This window comes from Streptomyces sp. NPDC021093 (assembly GCF_044333135.1).
Taxonomy (GTDB): Bacteria; Actinomycetota; Actinomycetes; order Streptomycetales; family Streptomycetaceae; genus Streptomyces.
Map to the genome: position 1 here is coordinate 135,721 of NZ_JBIRQJ010000020.1, position 20,677 is coordinate 156,397.

Here is a 20,677-nt window from a genome sequence, read left to right on the forward strand (position 1 = left end):
CGCCTCACCACTGATGTGCGAGGGGCCCCGGTGAACACCACCGGGGCCCCTCGCACATACCAGTGGAACTACCGCTCCAGGAAGGCGAAAAGGTCTTCCCAACGAGCCGTGATCTTGTCCGTGGAGAAGCGCTGGATGTTCGTCCGGCCCGCCTCGCCCATGCTGTCGCGCAGCTCCTTGTCGGACATCAGCGCGTCCAACTGCTCAGCGAAGACAGTGGTGTTGCCGGGCTTCACGACGAAGCCGTCCACGCCGTCGGTGATGATCTCCCGGATGCCGGGGGCCATGTCGAAGGACACGCACGGCACGGCGGTCGCCATCGCCTCCATCGGCGCCAGCGGGAACCCCTCGGCGCGCGACGTCAGCGTGAAGACCGAGCTGTCGCGCAGCGCGCCGGGAACGTCGTCGGTGCGCCCCATCCACTCCACCGACGACGTGACACCCAGCTCGGCGGCCAGCTTGTGCAGCTTCCGCTCGTCCTGCCCGGCGCCGAAGATCCGCAGCTTCCAGTCCGGGTGGCGGGGGACGACCTGCGCCCAGACGTCGAGGAGGAGGTCGATGCCCTTCTCGTGCGACAGCCGGCCGATGCTGACCACGGTCTTCGCCTCGCGCCGCGAGGGCTCGTCGGGGAAGAAGGGCAGCGGGTTGGGCATGAAGCCCACGTTGTCCATGCGCTGGCGCGATATCCACAGGTCCGAGTCCTCGCGGGTGAGGACGAGCAGACGGTCCACGTCCTTGTAGAACTGCTTGACCCGGCGGAACCGCGAGGACTTCCGCGAGGCCTCGAAGGACTCGTGACTCATGCCGATCACGGTCACCCCGGCCGTCTCCGCGAGGGCCACCCACTCCATCGCCCACACCTGAGTGACGATGACGACGCTGCCCGGCCGCGCCGACCCGAACAGCAGCGACAGCTTCGCGGCCTGCTCCACCATGCCCGCCTGGCGCGCCGCCTGCCTGCGCTGCTCCGCCACGTTGAGCCGGCCCTTGACGCCCTTGAGGGTCCGGGCGCTCGGCGGGTGGGCGTCGTACAGCGTCGTCGTCCCGTACGGAAGGGCGTCGCCCAGCTCCGCCCTGCGGTCCTCCGGCGCCGGGGTGATGCCGATGACATGCACGCCGTGACCGCGGGCGCTGAAGAGCCGCGCCATGTGGTGCGACCAGCTGGTGACGCCTCCGAGTTCGTCCACGCTGTTGTTGACGAAGAAAATGTCCCTCGGAGTGTCGGTCCGAGCGGATATTCGGTCCTTCGTGGGGGCGGGCAGGAGAGCCATGTGCAAGTCCTCAAGCATGGGGGGACCGCTCGTGGAAAGCACGGGTGCGGGGGCCGTGCAGAGCGGACATGTCAAGGTCAGGCTAGCGCGAGCAGGTGGAGATGCGCCTGTTGCCCGCGCGTGAGCCCTGCACCCCCAATCCTTTCAAGCCATTCAATCCTTGACGCCCTTTACGCCTTATGTTCTTACGCCTTATCCCCTTACGGCTCTATGTCCTCGCTTCTATGTCCTTGCTGTCCGCCACCGCTTCGGCACCCGCCGGTTCAGCCACCGCGCCGCCGGGTCCTCCACGTACCGGTAGACGACCCACGACAGCGTGAGCGAGATGACGGCCACCCCCAGCAGGTCGATCAGCACGCTGTTGTCGTCGTCGCCGCGCCCCCACCGGTCGATCAGCACCCGGTTCACCGCGTGGTGGACGAGGTAGAAGGAGTACGACCACACCCCGAGCAGCACCATCGCCCGCGACTGCAGCACCCCGCGGTGCCCCGCCGCCTCCCGCTGCGCGAACGCCACCACGATCAGCACGGCCAGCACCGCCAGCACCGGCCGCACCGCCGCGTCGAGGTACGCCACGACCTCCGGCGCGCAGCGCGCCTTGCCCTGGTAGTAGCCGTACGTCACCAGTGCCAGCGCCAGCAGGGGGACGGCCGGCCGCACCGGCACCCGCCAGCCGCGCCGCAGCGCCAGCGCGAAGGTCAGCCCCAGCACGAACTGCGGGAAGAAATAGACCGGATGCCGCTGGACCCAGCTCGCCGTCGGCCCGTCGAGGTAGGCGTCCGAGACCAGACCGGCCGCGAACATGGCCACCAGACCTAGCCCGCTCACCGTCAGCAGCGTCCCCGTCCTGGTCCGCCGCGCCCACCGGATGACCAGCGGGAACAGGGCGTAGAAGAACAGCTCGGCGCCCAGCGTCCAGGTGGGCCCGTTGCCCGGCAGGTTCGGGGTGACGCCCGGGAACCACGACTGCACCAGGAACACCGAGGCGAGCAGGCTGCTCCAGTCGATGTCCTTGCCCGGCAGGACGTAGAACGCGTACACCGCGAGCGGTACGACGGCCAGCGTGGCCGGCCAGATCCGGGCCACCCGCCGCCAGTAGAACGCCCCGATGTGCTGCCCCGGCCGGTGGCCCCAGGAGAGCAGGAACCCGGACAGCACGAAGAAGAAGGTGACCCCGTGCCCGCCGATCAGCGAGTACGGGAAGACCAGTGGCGCGGTGCCGTAACCGGTGTGGTTGCCGAGCCCCGTGAAGTGGTGCGTGAACACGGCGAACGCGGCGAAGAAGCGCAGGCTGGTGAGACAGTCCAGCCGGTCGGGCAGGGAAGGGCGCAGGGGACGCAGGACGGGGCGGGGGAGGAGGGCCGGGCGCGAACGGGGAGCGGGGATCGTGGTCGCGGAAGCGGAGACAGGCACAGGCATCTCTTCGGCTCTTCGGGAAGGGCCGGCGGCCGCAGTACGACGAACAGACCCAGGACGAGGTGCCTAACCTTCCACACCGGGGGCCGGACACGGTCTCGGTCACTGTTCGCCCACCGGACACCCGCACTCCGCTCACCAGCCGCACACGGCGCACTCCGCTCACCAGCCGCACATGGCGCACTCCGCTCACCAGCCGCACATGGCGCACTCCGCCCGCGCGCTGCACACGGCTCGCGCGACGCACGCCGCACATCCGGCCCACACCACTCACCCGCCGCACACGGCGCGCGGTGCACTCCACCTGCCGCACACGGCTTACCCGCCGCACACGGCTTACACGGCTCGCATGGTGCATTCCGCTCGTGCGCCGCACACCGCTCGCCCGCTGCACGCCTCCGTACCCGTTGCATGCCTGCACCCGTTGCATGCCTGCACCCGCTGTGCGCCTGCACCCACCGCGCACCGCTCGCCCGGCGCATACGGCTCGCGGGGTGCATTCCGGCTGCCTGCCGCACTCTGCTCGCTCGTTGCATGCCTGTACCCGCTGTGCGCCTGCGCTCGCCGCGTACCGCTTGTCTGGCGCATGTGGCTCGCGGGGTGCATTCCGGCTGCCTGCCGCACTCTGCTCGCCCGTTGCAGGCCTGTACCCGCTGTGCGCCTGCACCCACCGCGCACCGCTCGCCCGGCGCATACGGCTCGCGGGGTGCACTCGGGCTGCCTGCCGCACTCTGCTCGCCCGTTGCAGGCCCGTACCCGGTGCGCGCCTGCGCTCGCCGCGTACCGCTTGTCCGGCGCATACGGCTCGCGGGGTGCACTCCGGCTGCCTGCCGCACTTCGCTCGCCCGCTGCACGCCTGAACCCGCCGCACCCGTTGCACGCCTGCACCCGCCGTGCGCCTGCACCCGGCGTACGCCTCGCTCCGTCCGCCAGGCCCGCCCCGCCCCGTCCGTTCAGCGTGCGAGGTGGCGGACCTGGTCCCACACCGTCGGGTCCGCGACGCCTACGCGACGGCGGAACTCCCACACCGCCACGTCCCGCAGCTCGTCCGTCTCCAGGAAGCTCGGGCGCCCCTCGGCGTCCCCGACCGACCCGGGCGGCAGCGCGATCACGCCCGACCTGTCGTGGTGCCACTTGCTCGTGATCTTCGCGACGAGGGCGTTCTCGCCCTGTACGGACAGCACCAGGCACGGCCGGTCCTTCGACCCCGGCCCGTCCTCGAACGGCACCTCCGCCCACCAGATCTCCCCGGCCTGCGGCATCCGCTTGGGCAGCCTGCCGGGTTTCCGCCGGGGACCGGTGGGCCGTCCGGGCGGCCGGGTCCGCCCACCGGGCCGCTGCCGCTTGGCCCGCTGGCCGCGCCCCCACCCGTCGGTCAGCGCAGCGATCAACGCGAGCACCACCACACCGAGCAGCGCCAGCCACCACGAGGTATCCATGCGCCCGACGGTACCGGCGCCCCCACCACCCCACCATCGCTGGCCCCCTTGGGCAGCGGGGCCGCCCCCGGGGGGCGGAACAAGTGGGCAAAGGGAGCGGCCCCGCCCCTCGCCCCGGCCCGCGCTCGCTCCCGCCCTCCAACCCCCTGCCCCGCGCCCCCAGTTCATCCCGCCCGCGCCCCCACCCCCCTCTCCTCCCACGCGCCCCCACGCACTCCCCCCGAACCGGTGACAGCACAGGTGAGTTCCCCCACAACGGCACACCACCGAGGAGCGGGCGCCCCCACCGCGACTTACGCTCGATCCATCCGCGCGCTCCCCGTCCCGCGCCGCGCGCAGTCAGCCCCTCCCCGCACCCCTCCCTGCCCGAATCCCCTCCCCGCCCGAATCCCCTCCCCGCCCGAATCCCCGCACCCGGATCCCGCACTCGCACCCGCACCCGGAGGTTCCCGCTCCATGAAGCTCACCGTCGTCGGCTGCTCGGGGTCGTTCCCGTCCGTGGAATCGCCTTGTTCGAGCTACCTCGTAGAGGCCGACGGCTTCCGGCTGCTCCTCGACATGGGCAACGGCGCCCTCGGCGAGCTGCAGCGCCACACCGGTCTGTACGACCTGGACGCGATCTTCCTCAGCCATCTGCACGCCGACCACTGCATCGACATGACGGCCTACTTCGTCACCCGCTACTACCGCCACGACGGCGGCATGGCCCCCTCGATCCCCGTCTACGGCCCCGACGGCACCGAGGAGCGCCTGACCACGGCGCACGGCACCACCCCGACCTCCGACTCGATGAGCAAGGTCTTCGACTTCCACACCCTGAAGCCCGGCGCCTTCGAGATCGGCCCCTTCAGCGTCCGTACGGAGAAGATGCGCCACCCCGTCGAGACGTACGGCATCCGCCTGGAACACGGCGGGCGCACGCTCACGTACTCCGGGGACACCGGCCCCTGCGAGGCACTGCACGAGCTCGCCGAGGACGCCGATCTCTTCCTCTGTGAAGCATCGTTCCTCCATGGCAAGGAGGACATCCCGGACCTGCATCTCAACGGCCGCGAAGCGGGCGAGTACGCAGCCCGAGCGGCCGCCCGCCGGCTGGTCCTCACCCACATCCCCCCGTGGACGGACGCCGACCGCAACCTGCGCGACGCGCGCGAGGCGTACCCGGGTCCTGCGGAGGTGGCGGCCAGGGGTGCGGTCTACGAGGTGTAGCCGTAGATGTGAGAACGCGGAAGGGCCCCCGGAACCGATCGGTTCCGGGGGCCCTTCCGCAGTGCGTACCGCGTCGGTGCGTGCCGCGTACTACTTGGCCTCGGCCTTCTGCAGCTCCGCCAGCTCCTCGTCGGACTCGCGGCCCGGCGTCGGAATGTTGAACTTCGTGATCGCGAAGCGGAAGACGAAGTAGTAGACCACCGCGAAGCAGAGGCCGACCAGGATCAGCATCCACGGCTTCGTGGCGATGCCCAGGTTGAGCAGGAAGTCGATCGCGCCGGCCGAGAAGCCGAAGCCGTCCTTCATGCCGAGCGCCCAGGTCAGGGCCATCGAGACACCGGTCAGCACCGCGTGGACGCCGTACAGCACCGGCGCCAGGAACATGAAGGTGAACTCGATGGGCTCGGTCACACCGGTCACGAAGGCGGTGAGCGCCAGCGAGAACATCATGCCGCCGACGATCTTGCGACGCTCGGGGCGGGCGCAGTGGACGATCGCGAGGCAGGCCGCCGGGAGGGCGAACATCATGATCGGGAAGAAGCCGGTCATGAACTGGCCGGCGCTCGGGTCGCCCTCCAGGAAGCGGGCGATGTCGCCGTGCTTGCCGTTGAAGTCACCGGCCTGGAACCACGGGAAGGAGTTCAGCAGGTGGTGCATGCCGACCGGGATCAGCGCACGGTTGGCGACACCGAAGATGCCGGCGCCGACCGCGCCCGAACCGACCAGCCACTCACCGAAGTTGTGCAGACCCGTGCCGAGGACCGGCCAGATGTAGCCGAAGACGACGCCGATGAACAGACCCGCGAAGGCGGAGAGGATCGGGACCAGACGACGGCCGCCGAAGAAGCCCGCCCAGTCGGGCAGCTTGGTCCGGTAGAACTTCTGGTAGAGCAGCGCGACGACGATGCCCATCACGACACCGCCGAGGACGCCGGCGTTCACCGGCGCCTCGTTCATGACGATCTTGCCGTCGACGACCGCGGCGACCTTCGGGAGGTTGCCGTCGGTGAAGGTGGCGAGCACCTTCTGGAAGACCAGGTAGCCGGTGACGGCCGCGAGCGCGGTCGAGCCGTCCGACTTCTTCGCGAAGCCGATCGCGATACCGACGGCGAACAGGATCGCCATGTTGTCGATGATCGCGCTGCCGCCGGCCTGCATGAAGGTGGCGATCTTGTTGACGACCGTGCCGAGGGAGTCGCGGCCGAGCATGTCGTCCTGGCCGAGGCGGATGAGCAGGGCGCCCGCCGGCAGCACGGCGACCGGCAGCATGAGGCTGCGGCCGATGCGCTGCATGACAGACATCACGCCCGCGCCCTTCTTCTTCTTGTCGGCCGCGGGTGCGGCGGCGCTGGCCTTGGACATCAAGATCCTCCATGGGGGCAAGGCGCCGCCATGGACATCGAGAAGTTGGTGACGGCGGCGTCTCCGGGGGGTTCACGCGGACCGATCGGCCGGGCGCGTGGTCTACACCACTCAGTGGTGTAGACCAGTTGTAACACGGTGAGGGCGGGATAAGGAACCCACGATTCCGGTGGTCCGGGACACAACTGAACAGAACGGACAAAGGCCCCCGGACCGTGAGGGTCCGAGGGCCTGCGGGGGAGGGGCGTAAGCCCCCTAACCCATTGCCGCCTACAGGTACTTGCCGGCTGTTCGCCGTCCAAGCGCTACTTCACATTCGCCTGCTCGATCTCCTCCTCCAGCTCCTCGGGCTCACGCCCCGGGGTCTGCAGGTTGAACTTGATGATCGCGAACCGGAACAGCGCGTAGTACACGACCGCGAAGCACAGCCCGATCGGGATGATCATCCAGGGCTTCGTCGCCAGCCCCCAGTTGATGACGTAGTCGATCAGACCGGCCGAGAAGCTGAAGCCGTCCTTGACGCCCAGGCCCCAGGTCACCGCCATCGAGACACCCGTGAGCACCGCGTGGATCGCGTACAGCACCGGCGCGATGAACAGGAACGAGTACTCCAGCGGCTCCGTGATGCCGGTGACGAACGAGGTCAGACCCACCGAGAGCATCAGACCGCCGACCACCTTGCGGCGGTGCGGCTTGGCGCAGTGCGTGATGGCCAGCGCCGCGGCCGGCAGCGCGAACATCATGATCGGGAAGAAGCCGGTGGTGAACTGGCCCGCCGTCGGGTCGCCCGCCAGGAAGCGGTTGATGTCACCGTGCACCACCGTGCCGTCCGGCTTGGTGAAGCTGCCGAACTGGAACCAGATCGGCACGTTCAGGAACTGGTGCAGGCCGATCACGAGCAGCCCGCGGTTGGCGATGCCGAAGATGCCCGCACCCAGCGCGCCCAGACCGATCAGCCAGTCGCTGAAGCTCTCCAGCGCGCTGCCCACCGGCGGCCACACCCACAGGCACAGCGCGGCGAAGACGATCGCCACGAACGACATGATGATCGGCACCAGCCGCCGGCCGTTGAAGAAGCCGAGCCAGTCGACCAGCTTGGTCCGGTGGTACTTCTGCCAGAAGTACGCCGCGAGCAGCCCCATCACGATGCCGCCGAACACGCCGGGATTCTGGTACGAGAAGGCCGTCACGGCCCCGTCCGCCGCCTGGCACCCCGTCGCCGCGGCCTTCGCGCCGCTCGCGCAGTCCTTGGGGAACTGGTGCAGCACGTTGTAGTACACGAGGAAGCCCGCCACCGCGGCGAGCGCCGTCGAACCGTCCGCCTTCTTGGCCATGCCGATCGCGACGCCCACGCAGAACAGCAGCGGCAGCCCGATGTTCGGATCCAGCAGCGCACCGCCGGCCCCCGACATCACCTTGGCGACGTTCTCCCAGCCGAGCCCGTCCTTGCCGAACACGTCCGGCTGGCCCAGCCGGTTGAGGATGCCCGCAGCGGGGAGGACCGCGATCGGCAGCTGGAGGCTGCGCCCCATCTTCTGCAGCCCCTGGAAGAGGCCGTTCCACCATTTCGGCGACGGCGCCGCCGCGCTCTGCACACTCATGGACGTCCTCCCGGAACAAGCCATCCCACGCGGGTGTTGCACACTGGTGTAGACCAGTTGCGATACGGTCCCGGAGTACGGCTGACCAGTACGACCGACCGCGCACCACCGGTGATCGTCATCCTTTGCCACGTACGCCCCATGTGCCCGAGAAGTTGGGCCAACCGTGAGCTAACGTGACAAAGCGGCCAACGCTGGGCCGACGCAGCGTGATGCAGCGACCTTTGACCATTCAGGGAGAAACACATGGCCACCAAGGCTGAGAAGATCGTCGCCGGGCTCGGCGGGCTCGACAACATCGAAGAGGTCGAGGGCTGCATCACGCGCCTGCGCACCGAGGTCGTCAACCCCGACCTCGTCGACGAGGCCGCGCTGAAGGCCGCCGGCGCCCACGGCGTCGTCAAGATGGGCACCGCCATCCAGGTCGTCATCGGCACCGACGCCGACCCGATCGCCGGTGAGATCGAAGACATGATGTGAGCCGCTGAGCTCCCGCGAAGGCCCTGTTCCAGTCACTGGAACAGGGCCTTCGCACATTCCGGAACGGACCCCCCACACCCACCGACTACGCTCGACCCATGTCTCGAATCGACGGCCGCACCCCCGAACAGCTCCGCCCGGTCACCATCGAACGCGGATGGAGCAAGCACGCCGAGGGCTCCGTCCTCGTCTCCTTCGGCGACACGAAGGTCTTCTGCACCGCCTCCTTCACCGAAGGTGTCCCGCGCTGGCGCAAGGGCAGCGGCGAAGGCTGGGTCACCGGCGAGTACTCGATGCTCCCGCGGGCCACCAACACCCGCGGCGACCGCGAGTCGGTCCGCGGCAAGATCGGCGGCCGCACCCACGAGATCAGCCGCCTGATCGGCCGCTCGCTCCGCGCCGTCATCGACTACAAGGCCCTCGGCGAGAACACCATCGTCCTGGACTGCGACGTCCTCCAGGCCGACGGCGGCACCCGCACTGCCGCCATCACCGGTGCGTACGTCGCCCTCGCCGACGCCATCGCCTGGGGCAAGTCCAAGAAGCTCATCAAGGCCAACCGCGAACCCCTCACCGGCACCGTCTCCGCCGTCTCCGTCGGCATCGTCGACGGCGCCCCCCTCCTCGACCTCTGCTACGAGGAGGACGTCCGCGCCGACACCGACATGAACGTCGTCTGCACCGGCGACGGCCGCTTCGTCGAGGTCCAGGGCACCGCCGAGGCCGAGCCCTTCGACCGCAAGGAGCTCAACGCCCTGCTCGACCTGGCCGCCGGCGGCTGCGCGGACCTCGCCGCGCTCCAGGCCCGCGCCCTGGCAACCGTGCAGACCCCCGACGCGTCCTGACGGTTACGGGCGCACGGCTTCAACCCCGTGCGCCCGTCCCATCGTCTCGTTCCTCGGGGGAGGACCCGCTCCATGCAGTCGTACGTACGTCGCCGAACCGCCCTGGCCATAGCCGCCACGGCCCTCGCACTCGCCACCACCGTCGGGTGCGGTGCCCTGGACAAGGTCATGGACTGCGCCAACACCGCCACCACGATCGCCGCGAGCGTCGACAAGCTCACGCAGGCGATCGGCTCGGCGGCGGACAACCCCCTCCAGTCCAAGCAGGCCCTGGACGACATCGACCGGGAGCTCAAGTCCCTCGGCGACAAGACCGACAACGCCGACCTCTCCAAGGCCGTCAAGGACCTCACCGCGGGCGTCTCCAACGTCCGCAAGGCCATCGACTCGGGCGACACCAGCCCCGACCTGAAGCCGGTCACGGACGCGGCGGGCGAAATCGGCAAGGTCTGCACGCCGTAAATTTGGGCGCATGAGCACCCGCCTGATCCTCGCGACCCGCAACGCCGGCAAGATCACCGAACTCCGCACCATCCTGTCCGCTGCCGACCTGCCCTACGAGCTGGTCGGCACGGACGCGTACCCGGAGATCCCCGACGTCAAGGAAACCGGCGTCACCTTCGCCGAGAACGCCCTCCTCAAGGCCCACGCCATGGCACAGGCCACCGGCCTCCCCGCCATCGCCGACGACTCGGGCCTGGCCGTCGACGTCCTGCACGGCGCCCCCGGCATCTTCTCCGCCCGCTGGTCCGGCGCCCACGGCGACGACCACGCCAACCTGGACCTGCTCCTCGCCCAACTCGCCGACATCGGCCCCGAACACCGCGCCGCCCACTTCGCCTGCGCGGCCGCCCTGGCCCTCCCGGACGGTACGGAACGCGTGGTGGAGGGCACCATGCCCGGCACCCTCCGCCACGCCCCGGTCGGCACGAACGGCTTCGGCTACGACCCGATCCTCCAGCCGGACGGCTACGACATCACCTGCGCGGAGCTGTCCCCGGCCGAGAAGAACGCGATCAGCCACCGCGGCAAGGCATTCAGGGCACTGGTGCCGGTGCTGCGGGAGCTGGTGGGCTGAGCGTCGCGTTGCATGTACGCCGAAGGGCCGCCCGTACGAGACGGGCGGCCCTTCGTGCCAAGTGCGGCCGGGGGGACTCGAACCCCCACGGGTTTTACCCCACTGGGACCTAAACCCAGCGTGACTGCCAGTTCCACCACGGCCGCGTGCGCCCCCATCGTAAGGGGCGCGCACGGCCGGGTGGGAGGGCCGTCAGAACTTCGGTTCGCGCGCCTGGGACTCGACCAGTTCCGCCGCCTCTTCCTTGGTCTCGACCGACGGCGGTGAGCCCTCCAGCGGCTGCTGGGCCGTTTCCTTCATGCAGGCCACCGCGATGATGCCGACCAGGGCCGCCGCCATCGAGTAGTAGGCGGGCATGAGGTTGTTGCCGGTCCAGGCGATCAGGCCGGTCACGACCAGCGGCGTCGTCCCGCCGAAGATCGACGCCGAGAGGTTGTAGCCGACGGACAACGACCCGTACCGGACCGACGTCGGGAAGAGGGCGGGGAGGGCGGCGGACATGGTGCCGAGGAGGCAGACCAGGGAGAGGCCCAGCATCAGCAGGCCCGTGACGATCGCCGGGATGCTGCCCTGGCCCAGGAGGAGGAACGCCGGGAGGGAGAGGACGAAGAAGCCGACCATGCCGGTCATCAGGAGGGGCTTGCGGCCGAAGCGGTCGCTCAGGCGGCCCACCTGACTGATGATCACCATCAGGAAGGCCATGACCGCGAGGAGGATCAGGAGGCCGTGGGTCTCCGAGTAGCCCAGCTCCTTGGAGAGGTAGGTGGGCATGTAGGAGAGCAGCATGTAGTCGGTGATGTTGTAGGCGCCGACCAGGCAGATGCAGAGGATCAGAGTGGGCCAGTGGTCGCGGAAGATGCGGCCGAGGTCGCCCTTGGTGGTCTTCTCGACGGCGTCGGCGGCCTCGGACGCGCGGGCGGTCTCCGACTCCAGCTTCTGGAAGGCGGGGGTCTCGTCCAGCTTCATCCGGAGGTAGAGGCCGATCAGGCCGAGGGGGGCGGCGACGAGGAAGGGGATGCGCCAGCCCCATTCGCGCATGACGTCGTTGCCGAGGATCGCGGTGAGGGCGGTGACCAGGCCGGCCGCGCCGACGTAGCCCGCGAGCGTGCCGAACTCCAGGAAGCTGCCGAAGAAGCCGCGGCGCTTGTCGGGGGCGTACTCGGCGATGAAGGTGGACGCGCCGCCGTACTCGCCGCCGGTGGAGAAGCCCTGGACCATCCGGAAGAGGATCAGCAGGATCGGGGCCCAGATGCCGATGGAGTCCCAGGAGGGGATGAGGCCGATGGCGAGGGTGCCGATCGACATCAGGATCATCGTGAGCGCGAGGACCTTCTTGCGGCCGACCCGGTCGCCCATGGGGCCGAAGAACATGCCGCCGAGGGGTCGTACGAGGAAGGCCACGGCGAAGGTCGCGAAGGAGGAGAGGAGCTGCGCGGTGTCGTTCCCGGACGGGAAGAAGACCTGCCCGATCGTGACGGCCAGATAGCTGTAGATGCCGAAGTCGAACCACTCCATGGCATTGCCGAGGGAGGCGGCCTTCGTCGCCCGCTTGACCGCGGCCTCGTCCGTGACGGTGATGTCCGACCGGCGCAGCGGCGGATTCCTGCGGCGCGCCACGGCGCGGAAGAGGCTCCGGTGACGCTTGACCGCCTCGGGATCTTCGGCTCTCTCGGAGACGGTGGGCGCCATGGTGCAGGTTCCTTTCCTCGGACATGTATCCAAGGGTTTCTTCTGCACGATCGCGACGATCGCAAACGGAAGTCCCAGATTTCTGGGACTTCCGTCACAGCTGTCGGATCAGATCTTCAGGTCCTTGATGATCTTCGCTACGTGGCCGGTCGCCTTGACGTTGTAGAAGGCGTGCTCGACCTTGCCGGCCTCGTCGACGACGATCGTGGAGCGGATGACGCCGGTCACGGTCTTGCCGTAGAGCTTCTTCTCGCCGAAGGCGCCGTACGCCTCCAGGACGGTCTTGTCGGGGTCGCCGACCAGGGTCACCTTCAGCGACTCCTTCTCGCGGAACTTCGCGAGCTTCTCCGGCTTGTCGGGGGAGACGCCGATGACGTCGTACCCGGCGGCGGCGAGGACGTCCAGGTTGTCGGTGAAGTCGCAGGCCTGCTTGGTGCAGCCGGGGGTCAGGGCGGCCGGGTAGAAGTACACGATGACCTTGCGGCCCTGGTGGGAGGCGAGGGAGACATCGGCGCCGTCGGCGTCGGGCAGCGTGAACAGGGGGGCGGTGTCGCCGGGGGCGAGGCGCTCGCTCATGGGGACTCCCAGGGGGTAGAGGGCTGGTTCGGAAAGAGGGGACGGCTTGAGCGTAATGGGGGTGCCGATGGGTGCGAGCGGGTGGGAGCTGACAGACTGTTCACGACGGATTACCGGACCGGACCACGGAGGCGGCGCAGTGTCGGAAGCCAGGACCCCTGCGCAGATCGAGGCGGACATCGTCCGCAGGCGCGACCAGCTCGCTGTGACGCTCGACGAGATCGGTGTACGGCTGCACCCGAAGACCATCGTGGGCGACGCCAAGGCCAAGGCGCGGTCGGCGGTGGACGAGACCGCGGGGCGGGCGTTCGTCGCGGTCAACCGCAAGGTCACGGACGTACGGGCCCAGTTCGTGGACGCCGAAGGTGCGCCGCGGATCGACCGCCTGGTGCCGGTCGCCGTGGTCGCGGTCGCCGTCGTGGGACTGCTCGTCGTGTCCTCGCGCCGCCGCAAGGGCTGAACCCCGCTCTGCGGCGGGACCGGTGGGGACAGGTAGGTTGCGTGACGTGAGCGAGAAGACCACTCCCCAGAGCGACCACGACGACAAACTGCCGATCCGGATGCTGCACGACCGTGTGCTGGTCAAGTCGGACTCGCCCGAGGGCGAGCGCCGCTCGGGCGGCGGCATCCTCATTCCGGCCACGGCCGCCGTCGGCAAGCGGCTCGCCTGGGCCGAGGTGGTCGCCGTCGGGCAGAACGTACGGACCGTGGTGCCCGGCGACCGGGTGCTGTACGACCCCGAGGACCGCGCCGAGGTCGAGGTGCGGGGCACCGCCTACGTACTGATGCGGGAGCGGGATCTGCACGCGGTGGCGTCGGAGCGGGTGTCGGAGGATTCGACCGGTCTGTATCTGTAGGGGCGTGCGACCCGCAGGGGTGCGCGACCCGTAGGAGTACGTGCGTGAGGGCCTGGTGACCATCGTCACCGGGCCCTTCTGCTTGCCCTTTGCTACCTTGTAGGGACCCCGACGAGACGCGCCGTACCGGGTTTCGACAAGACGACGCACCCCGTGAGTTCTTGCGTTTCTCGTTTCGGAGGTGCCGTCATGGCATGGGTTCTGTTGATCGTCGCCGGTCTGCTCGAAGTCGGCTGGTCGATCGGGATGAAGTTCACCGAGGGTTTCACCCGGCTGTGGCCCAGTGTGTTCACCGGCGCCGGGATCGTCGTCAGCATGCTGCTGCTCTCGCAGGCCGCCAAGACGCTGCCGATCGGCACCGCGTACGGCGTGTGGGTCGGTATCGGTGCGGCCGGTGCGGCGGTGGTCGGCATGGTCGTGCTGAACGAGCCGGTCACCGCCGCACGGATCTTCTTCGTGTGTCTGCTGCTGGTCGCCGTGGTGGGGCTGAAGGCGACCTCCGGTCACTGACGCTCTGTCGCGCCCGCCGGGCGGCGGGCGCCGCCGCCCGTGTCGCCGCCGTCGTCACCGCCCCCGTTTCCGCCGCCGATCAGGCCGCCGACCGGGTTGGTGGTGCCGCCGGTGTCGTCACCGCCGCCGTCCGCGGCTCCTCCGGTGGCGGCGCCCCCGTCGGCCGCCCCGCCGGTGTCGGTGCCGCCGGTGGCCGTACCTCCGTTGTTGCCGCCGATCAGGCCGCCGTCCGTGGTGCCGCCGGTGGCCGCGCCTCCGGTGCCGGTCTGGCCGCCCTGCTGACCGCCGTCCGCCGCCGCACCGCCGGTGTCGGCGCCGGGGTCCTGGCCCGCGGTGTCGCCCGGCGGGGGCCGGACGGGCTCCTGCTGGGTGGGCGGGGGTACGACCGGGGCCTCGGCGCCCGCCTCCAGCTCCAGCTCGAAGTCCTTGGCCTCCTTGCCCTTCAGCGCGGCCGCCGTGTACTGCGCCCAGGTCTCGGCGGGGGCGCCGCCGCCGTTGACGCGCTCCTGACCCAGCGCCCCGTACAGCGGCTTCTGGACGGCGGTGTCCGGGTCCGCGCCCATCACGGCCACCACGGTCGCCAGGTCCGGGGTGTAGCCCGCGAACCAGGCCGCCTTGTCCTCCTCCGCGGTGCCGGTCTTGCCTGCGGCGGGGCGGCCCGCGGCCCTGGCCGCCGCGCCCGTGCCGCCCTCGACGACGCTCTGCAGGATCGAGGTGGTGGTGTCGGCCGCGGCGCGCGAGACGACCTGCTTGACCTCCTGCTTGGGGAGCGGGAGGTCGGTGCCGTTCTTGGAGATCTTTTCGACGAGTGAGTACGTGCCGTGCTTGCCGTGGTTGGCGAGGGTCGCGTACGCCTCGGTCATGTCGAGGACGCTCGCGGTGGCGACGCCCAGCGCGATCGAGGGGCGCGCGACGAGATCGGGCGTCTCCTCGGGGAGACCCAGCGCGACCGCCGTCTCCTTGACCTTGGCCGGGCCGACGTCGACTGCCATCTGCGCGTACACGGAGTTGACGGACCTGTCGGTGGCGGTCCGGACCGAGATCTGGCCGTAGGACCGGTCGTCCTCGTTCTCCGGGTTGTAGCCGGTGGGGCCGTTCGGGCCCTGCACCATGCGCTTGTTGGTGCCGTCGTACACCGTGTTGGGGGTGATCGGGACGCCGGACTGGGTGACCGAGCCGTTCTCGACGGCGGCGGTGAAGACGAACGGCTTGAAGGTGGAGCCGACCTGGAAGTCGCGGCGGGTCGCGTTGGAGACGTACTGCTTGGTGTAGTCGATGCCGCCGTACATGGCGACGACCTTGCCGGTCGCCGGGTCGATGGAGGCGCCGCCGACCCGGACGTTGCGGTCGGCCTTGCGCTCCTTGGCGTCGACCTTCTTCATGACGTTGTCCTCGACGGACTTCACGAAGGCGTCCTGGCGGGGCTTCTCCAGGGTGGTGGTGATGCGGTAGCCGCCGGTGTTGAGGGTCTCCTCGTCGATGACCTTGTTGTCGGTGAGGTAGTCCTCGACGGCCTGCACGATGTAGCCGCGCTGCCCGGAGAGTCCGGAGGCGGGCCTGGCCTGCTGCGGCTGCGGGAACTTGATCTTCGCCCGGTCCGCCTGCTTGAGCCAGCCCTCCTTGACCATGCCGTCCAGGACGTAGTTCCAGCGGGCGAGCGCCTTGCCGCGGTTCTCCGGGTGGGTGGCGACGTCGTACGCGTTGGGGGCGTTCAGCAGCGAGGCGAGGTAGGCGCCCTCGGGGGCGCCGAGGTCCTCGATGTCCTTGCCGTAGTAGGCCTGGGCGGCGGCCTGGATGCCGTACGCGTTGCGGCCGAAGTAGCTGGTGTTGAGGTAGCCCTCCAGGATCGAGTCCTTGGACTCCTCCCGGTTGAGCTTGATCGCGATGAAGAACTCCTTCACCTTGCGGGTGACGGTCTGCTCCTGCGCCAGGTAGTAGTTCTTCACGTACTGCTGGGTGATCGTCGAGCCCGACTGCTTGCCCTTGCCTGTGGCGGTGTTCCAGGCGGCGCGGAGCATGGCCTGCGGGTCGACGGCGGGCTCGCTGTAGAAGCCGCGGTCCTCGGCGGCGAGCACGGAGTGCTGGACGGCCTTGGGGACCTGGGCGAGCTTGACGTTCTCCCGGTTGACCTCGCCGTCGCGGGCGAGCGGGGTGCCGTCGGCGTACAGGTAGACGTTGGACTGCGCGGTCGCGGTGTCGTTCGCCTTGGGGATCTTGACCATCATGTAGCCGGCCGCGAAAGCGCCGCAGAGCAGGAGCGCGACCAGCAGGAACGTCGCGAGCAGCATGCGCCAGGTGGGGATCAGCCGGCGCCAGCCCTTGCGCTTGGGGCGCTTCGGCTTCTTGCCCTTCTTGCCCGGCTGCCCGCCCTCGCTGTTCTCGCCGCTCTCCGAGGCGGGGTCCGAGGCGGAGTCCGGGCCCGGGGCCGGGACGGAGGGGTCCCGGGGGGCCCAGCCCGGCGGCTGCTGTGGCTCGTCACTCATGCCTGTGAAGACTCCTCGGGCGCGGCCAGAGGTTCACACTCCGGCATAACAGTGTCGTATCGGGCGATTCGCTTGCGCCTCCATAAAACACCGTGCATTACCGCGATTCACATTCGTCCTCGCACTCGGCGAGTAATCGCTCGCGGACGGTGACCCCGTTGGACTAGGGTCGGGCGCTTTGGTGCCGGAAGCGGGCGGCGGGCCAAGTGGCACAACGAGTGAGGGGGTGGGGGAGGTGCGGGTGAGACGGCCGCGGGTGCGTGAGGCGCGGTTACGGAAGGTGCGGTTGCGGAAGGCGCGACTGCGGGACGTGCGGCTGCGCTGGCGGCTGTACGCACTGGTGGCGGCGGGCGGCTTCCGCCGGTACGCGACGTACCGGGCGGCCACGGTGGCGGGCGTGTTCACCAACACCGTCTTCGGATTCATCCTCGCGTACGCCTACACCGCGCTCTGGGACCAGCGTCCGGGCCTCGGCGGGTACGACCTGCCGCAGGCCCTCGCGTACGTCTGGCTGGGCCAGGGCCTCCTGGCCGCCGCCTCGTTGATGGGCGGCGGCTTCGAGGACGAGCTGATGGAACGCATCCGTACGGGCGCGATCGTCACGGACCTCTACCGCCCAGCCGACCTCCAACTCTGGTGGCTGGCAGCGGACGTGGGGCGTGGCGGCTTCCAGCTCCTGGGCCGCGGGGTGGTCCCGATGGTGGCCGGGGCGCTCGCCTTCGAGGTGGCGCTGCCGCCGTCCGCAGGCGTGTGGGTGGCGTTCTTCGGGTCGGTGGCGCTCGCGCTGGTGGTGAGCTTCGCGCTGCGGTACCTGGTGGCGCTGAGCGCGTTCTGGCTGATGGACGGGGCGGGGGCGGTGCAGATCTCCTGGCTGGCCGGAATGTTCTTCTCCGGGATGCTGCTGCCGCTCACCCTCTTCCCAGGGTCGCTCGGCGAGGTGGCGCGGGCACTGCCGTGGTCCTCGCTGCTCCAGGTGCCGGCGGACGTCTACCTGGGCAAGCGGACGGGGTGGGACCTGGTGGGCGCGTACGCCTTCCAAGTGGGCTGGGCGGGTGCGCTGTTGATGTGCGGGAGGCTGTTGCAGGGAGCGGCCACACGGCGGGTGGTGGTGCAGGGTGGCTGAGGCGGGCGAGGCGACTGAGGCGGACAAGGCGACTGAGGCGGCCGACGTGCGTGGCGCGGCCGCGGAACTGGTCGTACCGGCACGGGGCCGGGCGGCGCTCGCGCGGGACGGGCTGCGGGCGTACGGGCTGATCGCGGCGATGTGGATCCGCTCGACGATGGCGTACCGGGCGTCCTTCGTACTGACGACGGTGGGCAACTTCGCGGGGACCGGGCTCGACTTCGTCGCCGTACTGCTGATGTTCCAGCACATCGACACGCTCGGCGGGTTCTCGCTGGGCGAGGTGGCCTTCCTGTACGGGCTGGCGGGTGCGGCGCTCGGATTCGCCGACCTCGCGATGGGCACGATGGGGCGCCTGGGCCAGAAGGTGCGCGACGGCACGATGGATGTGCTCCTGGTGCGGCCCGCGCCGGTGCTCGCGCAGCTCGCGGCGGACCGGTTCGCCCTGCGCAGACTGGGGCGGACGACGCAGGGGCTGGCGGTGCTCACGTACGCGCTCGTACAGCTGAACGCCGCGAACGCCGTGGACTGGACGCCGCTCAAGGTGCTGATGGTGCCGCTGACGGTGCTGAGCGGCGGGGTGATCTTCGCGGCGGTGTTCACGATGGGGGGTGCGTTCCAGTTCTGGGCGCAGGACGCGGCGGAGGTGCAGTCGGCGTTCACCTTCGGGGGGAACGCGCTGCTCCAGTACCCGCCGACGGTGTTCGCGAAGGAGCTCGTGCGCGGTGTCACCTTCCTCGTACCGCTCGGGTTCGTGAACTGGATTCCGGCGATGTACGTGCTGGGGCGGCCGTATCCGCTCGACGTGCCGGAGTGGTTCGCGTTCCTGTCGCCGGTGGTGGCGGTGGGGTTCTGGGTGGTGGCAGGGCTGCTGTGGCGGGCGGGGCTGAGGTCGTACCGGAGTACGGGGAGTTGAGGCGGGCAATGGGTGTGGTGGGAACAGGCGATCTGATCGAGCTGGAGGGCGTTGAGAAGGTCTTCGACGTACGACGTAAGACGGGCTTTATGCGCCGGGAGAAACGCCAGGTCAGGGCGGTCGACGGGATCAGCTTCACGATCCCGCGCGGCGAGATGGTCGGCTACATCGGCCCCAACGGCGCGGGCAAGTCCACCACCATCAAGATGCTGACCGGCATCCTCACCCCGAGCGGCGGCCGGCTGCGCGTCGCGGGCATCGACCCCTCCCGCGAACGCACCCGGCTGGCCCAGCGCATCGGCGTCGTCTTCGGCCAGCGCACGACCCTGTGGTGGGACCTCCCGCTCAAGGACTCGTACCGCCTGATGCACCGCATGTACCGCATCCCCGACGAGCGGTTCGCCGCGAACATGGCCCGCTGCGTCGAACTCCTCGACCTGGCCGAGCTGTTGGACGTCCCCGTACGACAGCTCTCGCTCGGCCAGCGGATGCGCGGCGACATCGCGGCCGCCCTGCTCCACGACCCGGAGGTCCTCTACCTCGACGAGCCGACCATCGGCCTCGACGTCGTATCGAAATCCAAGGTCCGCGAATTCCTCCGCGACCTGAACGCCGAGAACGGCACCACCATCCTCCTCACCACCCACGACCTGACCGACATCGAGCAGCTCTGCAAGCGCGTGATGGTCATCGACCACGGGCGGCTGATGTACGACGGCGCGCTGGCCGGGCTGCACGAGGTGGGGGAGAGCGAACGCACCCTGGTGGTCGACCTGGAACGCGAACTCCCGCCGGTCGAGACCGACTTGGCGCGAGTGGTGAAGGTGGAGGGCCCCCGGCAGTGGCTCGCCTTCCCGGCGTCGGTGTCGGCGGCGCCACTGGTGGCCCAACTGGCAGCCAAGTACCCCCTGTTGGACCTCTCGGTGCGGGAGCCGGACATCGAGGCGGTGATCGCGAAAATGTACGCCGGTGGGGCGGGCGGGGCGACGGGCGCCCGGCTAGGGTGACATGTATGACCAGTGACCTTCCTGAACTCCGGGCATCGGACGCCGACCGCGAGCGGATCGCCGAGGTGCTGCGCGATGCGGTCGCCGAGGGGCGGCTCGACATGGAGGAGTTCGACGAGCGGCTGGGCGCGGCGTACAAGTCGCGCACCCAGGGGGAACTCCAGCTCCTCGTCAGGGACCTGCCGGTGTCGGCGGGGTCTGCGCCGGCCGTGCTTCCCGCTCACGCGGAGGGCGAGGCGGGCGGGGAGGCGGCCAGCTGGGCGGGCCGGGTGGGAGTTCCCGCCACTTCCAAGGGCGCGTTCGCCTTCTGGGGCGGGTTCAAGCGGTGGGGCCAGTGGAGCGTGGCACGCAGCTTCACCGCGTTCGCGATGTGGGGTGGCGGTGAGATCGACCTGCGCGAGGCGAACTTCGAGGACCGCGACGTGACGATCCGCTGCATCGCGATCATGGGCGGAATGGTGGTCAAGGTCCCGCCGGAGCTGACCGTCCAGGTCTCGGGCTTCGGCATCATGGGCGGCTTCGACGACAAGGCCACGGGCCAGGGCACCCCGGGCTCCCCCCGGGTCAAGGTCACGGGCTTCGCACTGATGGGCGGCGTGGGAGTGGAACGCAAACTCCGCAGGTCGGAGAAGCAACGCCTGAGGGCGGAACGCCGCAAGGAACTGGACTGACGGGCGGGGCGGGGGGGGGCGGGGGGAACCAAACCCCCCCCCCCCCCCCCCCCCCCCCCCCCCCCCCCCCCCCCCACCCCACCCGGGCCCCCCCGCGCCCCCCCCCCCCGCGGGGGGGGGCCCCCCCCCCCCCCCCCCCGCCCG

At 69.9% G+C, this 20,677-nt stretch carries 20 protein-coding genes, 1 tRNA gene and 1 riboswitch; of the genes, 12 read left to right on the top strand and 9 right to left on the bottom strand.

Features of this window, described 5'->3' with window-relative positions:
* Positions 1-68: 68 nt before the first annotated feature.
* From ACH4SP_RS41990 to ACH4SP_RS42000, 3 genes are all read right to left on the bottom strand, one after another.
* Entirely contained in the window at positions 69-1,271 is a 1,203-nt protein-coding gene (locus tag ACH4SP_RS41990) for a glycosyltransferase (RefSeq protein ID WP_398423693.1), read from the bottom strand.
* 222 nt (positions 1,272-1,493) lie between these two features.
* Entirely contained in the window at positions 1,494-2,690 is a 1,197-nt protein-coding gene (locus ACH4SP_RS41995; protein ID WP_398423695.1) for an acyltransferase family protein, read from the bottom strand.
* Between the two features lie 950 nt (positions 2,691-3,640).
* Positions 3,641-4,126, bottom strand: coding sequence for a type II toxin-antitoxin system PemK/MazF family toxin (locus tag ACH4SP_RS42000; protein ID WP_398423697.1), 486 nt, complete (start codon positions 4,124-4,126; stop codon positions 3,641-3,643).
* Positions 4,127-4,582: 456 nt separating this feature from the next.
* Between ACH4SP_RS42000 and ACH4SP_RS42005 the strand changes: the two genes are divergently transcribed.
* Positions 4,583-5,335, top strand: coding sequence for an MBL fold metallo-hydrolase (locus tag ACH4SP_RS42005; RefSeq protein ID WP_398423699.1), 753 nt, complete (start codon positions 4,583-4,585; stop codon positions 5,333-5,335).
* Positions 5,336-5,425: 90 nt separating this feature from the next.
* On the opposite strand, the gene ACH4SP_RS42010 is transcribed toward ACH4SP_RS42005, so the two are convergent.
* Both ACH4SP_RS42010 and ACH4SP_RS42015 read right to left on the bottom strand, forming a co-directional pair.
* Positions 5,426-6,697, bottom strand: a complete 1,272-nt coding sequence (locus ACH4SP_RS42010) for a PTS transporter subunit EIIC (protein WP_398423701.1) — start codon at positions 6,695-6,697, stop codon at positions 5,426-5,428.
* A gap of 305 nt (positions 6,698-7,002) precedes the next feature.
* Positions 7,003-8,298, bottom strand: coding sequence for a PTS transporter subunit EIIC (locus ACH4SP_RS42015; RefSeq protein ID WP_398423703.1), 1,296 nt, complete (start codon positions 8,296-8,298; stop codon positions 7,003-7,005).
* A 246-nt stretch (positions 8,299-8,544) separates the two neighbouring features.
* On the opposite strand from ACH4SP_RS42015, the gene ACH4SP_RS42020 reads away from it, so the two are divergent.
* The 4 genes from ACH4SP_RS42020 (at position 8,545) to rdgB (ending at position 10,701) form a co-directional block, all read left to right on the top strand.
* On the top strand, positions 8,545-8,778 hold the full coding sequence (locus ACH4SP_RS42020; RefSeq protein WP_185031809.1) for a glucose PTS transporter subunit EIIB: 234 nt from the start codon (positions 8,545-8,547) through the stop codon (positions 8,776-8,778).
* Positions 8,779-8,876: 98 nt separating this feature from the next.
* Complete coding sequence (gene rph / locus ACH4SP_RS42025; protein ID WP_398423706.1) at positions 8,877-9,623, top strand: ribonuclease PH; 747 nt, start codon at positions 8,877-8,879, stop codon at positions 9,621-9,623.
* Positions 9,624-9,695: 72 nt separating this feature from the next.
* Positions 9,696-10,085: a hypothetical protein gene (locus ACH4SP_RS42030; RefSeq protein WP_398423708.1), complete on the top strand. Its 390-nt coding sequence runs from the start codon at positions 9,696-9,698 to the stop codon at positions 10,083-10,085.
* A 10-nt stretch (positions 10,086-10,095) separates the two neighbouring features.
* Complete coding sequence (gene rdgB / locus ACH4SP_RS42035; protein ID WP_398423710.1) at positions 10,096-10,701, top strand: RdgB/HAM1 family non-canonical purine NTP pyrophosphatase; 606 nt, start codon at positions 10,096-10,098, stop codon at positions 10,699-10,701.
* Between the two features lie 62 nt (positions 10,702-10,763).
* Here the strand turns inward: rdgB and ACH4SP_RS42040 are convergent.
* From ACH4SP_RS42040 to bcp, 3 genes are all read right to left on the bottom strand, one after another.
* Positions 10,764-10,847: transfer RNA gene (locus tag ACH4SP_RS42040), tRNA-Leu, on the bottom strand.
* A 46-nt stretch (positions 10,848-10,893) separates the two neighbouring features.
* The gene (gene proP, locus ACH4SP_RS42045) at positions 10,894-12,390 is read right to left on the bottom strand and encodes a glycine betaine/L-proline transporter ProP (protein ID WP_398423712.1); all 1,497 of its coding nucleotides are present in this window, start codon (positions 12,388-12,390) and stop codon (positions 10,894-10,896) included.
* Positions 12,391-12,498: 108 nt separating this feature from the next.
* Positions 12,499-12,966: a thioredoxin-dependent thiol peroxidase gene (bcp, locus tag ACH4SP_RS42050; protein WP_398423714.1), complete on the bottom strand. Its 468-nt coding sequence runs from the start codon at positions 12,964-12,966 to the stop codon at positions 12,499-12,501.
* 139 nt (positions 12,967-13,105) lie between these two features.
* On the opposite strand from bcp, the gene ACH4SP_RS42055 reads away from it, so the two are divergent.
* From ACH4SP_RS42055 to ACH4SP_RS42065, 3 genes are all read left to right on the top strand, one after another.
* Positions 13,106-13,426, top strand: coding sequence for a DUF3618 domain-containing protein (locus ACH4SP_RS42055; protein ID WP_398423715.1), 321 nt, complete (start codon positions 13,106-13,108; stop codon positions 13,424-13,426).
* Between the two features lie 100 nt (positions 13,427-13,526).
* On the top strand, positions 13,527-13,823 hold the full coding sequence (locus tag ACH4SP_RS42060; RefSeq protein WP_362412162.1) for a co-chaperone GroES: 297 nt from the start codon (positions 13,527-13,529) through the stop codon (positions 13,821-13,823).
* An 80-nt stretch (positions 13,824-13,903) separates the two neighbouring features.
* Positions 13,904-13,974, top strand: a riboswitch (guanidine-III (ykkC-III) riboswitch).
* A gap of 38 nt (positions 13,975-14,012) precedes the next feature.
* Positions 14,013-14,333 carry a DMT family transporter gene (locus ACH4SP_RS42065; protein WP_398423717.1) on the top strand — a complete coding sequence of 107 codons (321 nt, stop codon included), beginning with the start codon at positions 14,013-14,015 and terminating at the stop codon, positions 14,331-14,333.
* Here ACH4SP_RS42065 and ACH4SP_RS42070 read toward each other — a convergent pair.
* On the bottom strand, positions 14,327-16,816 hold the full coding sequence (locus ACH4SP_RS42070; protein WP_398423719.1) for a transglycosylase domain-containing protein: 2,490 nt from the start codon (positions 16,814-16,816) through the stop codon (positions 14,327-14,329). The genes ACH4SP_RS42065 and ACH4SP_RS42070 overlap by 7 nt on opposite strands.
* 286 nt (positions 16,817-17,102) lie before the next feature.
* On the opposite strand from ACH4SP_RS42070, the gene ACH4SP_RS42075 reads away from it, so the two are divergent.
* The 4 genes from ACH4SP_RS42075 to ACH4SP_RS42090 are packed head-to-tail and all read left to right on the top strand — an operon-like array spanning position 17,103 to position 20,533.
* Complete coding sequence (locus ACH4SP_RS42075) at positions 17,103-17,939, top strand: ABC transporter permease (protein ID WP_398423721.1); 837 nt, start codon at positions 17,103-17,105, stop codon at positions 17,937-17,939.
* A gap of 46 nt (positions 17,940-17,985) precedes the next feature.
* A complete protein-coding gene (locus ACH4SP_RS42080; RefSeq protein ID WP_398423736.1) occupies positions 17,986-18,855 on the top strand; it encodes an ABC transporter permease in 870 nt (289 codons plus the stop codon).
* Positions 18,856-18,863: 8 nt separating this feature from the next.
* A complete protein-coding gene (locus ACH4SP_RS42085; protein WP_398423722.1) occupies positions 18,864-19,862 on the top strand; it encodes an ATP-binding cassette domain-containing protein in 999 nt (332 codons plus the stop codon).
* Positions 19,863-19,867: 5 nt separating this feature from the next.
* Positions 19,868-20,533, top strand: a complete 666-nt coding sequence (locus ACH4SP_RS42090; RefSeq protein ID WP_398423724.1) for a DUF1707 domain-containing protein — start codon at positions 19,868-19,870, stop codon at positions 20,531-20,533.
* The last annotated feature ends 144 nt before the right edge of the window (positions 20,534-20,677 follow it).

Coding starts and splice junctions, on each gene's coding strand:
- ACH4SP_RS41990 (WP_398423693.1), bottom strand. CDS start 1,271: ATGGCTCTCCTGCCCGCCCCCACGAAGGACCGAATATCCGCTCGGACC.
- ACH4SP_RS41995 (WP_398423695.1), bottom strand. CDS start 2,690: ATGCCTGTGCCTGTCTCCGCTTCCGCGACCACGATCCCCGCTCCCCGT.
- ACH4SP_RS42000 (WP_398423697.1), bottom strand. CDS start 4,126: ATGGATACCTCGTGGTGGCTGGCGCTGCTCGGTGTGGTGGTGCTCGCG.
- ACH4SP_RS42005 (WP_398423699.1), top strand. CDS start 4,583: ATGAAGCTCACCGTCGTCGGCTGCTCGGGGTCGTTCCCGTCCGTGGAA.
- ACH4SP_RS42010 (WP_398423701.1), bottom strand. CDS start 6,697: ATGTCCAAGGCCAGCGCCGCCGCACCCGCGGCCGACAAGAAGAAGAAG.
- ACH4SP_RS42015 (WP_398423703.1), bottom strand. CDS start 8,298: ATGAGTGTGCAGAGCGCGGCGGCGCCGTCGCCGAAATGGTGGAACGGC.
- ACH4SP_RS42020 (WP_185031809.1), top strand. CDS start 8,545: ATGGCCACCAAGGCTGAGAAGATCGTCGCCGGGCTCGGCGGGCTCGAC.
- rph (WP_398423706.1), top strand. CDS start 8,877: ATGTCTCGAATCGACGGCCGCACCCCCGAACAGCTCCGCCCGGTCACC.
- ACH4SP_RS42030 (WP_398423708.1), top strand. CDS start 9,696: ATGCAGTCGTACGTACGTCGCCGAACCGCCCTGGCCATAGCCGCCACG.
- rdgB (WP_398423710.1), top strand. CDS start 10,096: ATGAGCACCCGCCTGATCCTCGCGACCCGCAACGCCGGCAAGATCACC.
- proP (WP_398423712.1), bottom strand. CDS start 12,390: ATGGCGCCCACCGTCTCCGAGAGAGCCGAAGATCCCGAGGCGGTCAAG.
- bcp (WP_398423714.1), bottom strand. CDS start 12,966: ATGAGCGAGCGCCTCGCCCCCGGCGACACCGCCCCCCTGTTCACGCTG.
- ACH4SP_RS42060 (WP_362412162.1), top strand. CDS start 13,527: ATGCTGCACGACCGTGTGCTGGTCAAGTCGGACTCGCCCGAGGGCGAG.
- ACH4SP_RS42065 (WP_398423717.1), top strand. CDS start 14,013: ATGGCATGGGTTCTGTTGATCGTCGCCGGTCTGCTCGAAGTCGGCTGG.
- ACH4SP_RS42070 (WP_398423719.1), bottom strand. CDS start 16,816: ATGAGTGACGAGCCACAGCAGCCGCCGGGCTGGGCCCCCCGGGACCCC.
- ACH4SP_RS42085 (WP_398423722.1), top strand. CDS start 18,864: ATGGGTGTGGTGGGAACAGGCGATCTGATCGAGCTGGAGGGCGTTGAG.
- ACH4SP_RS42090 (WP_398423724.1), top strand. CDS start 19,868: ATGACCAGTGACCTTCCTGAACTCCGGGCATCGGACGCCGACCGCGAG.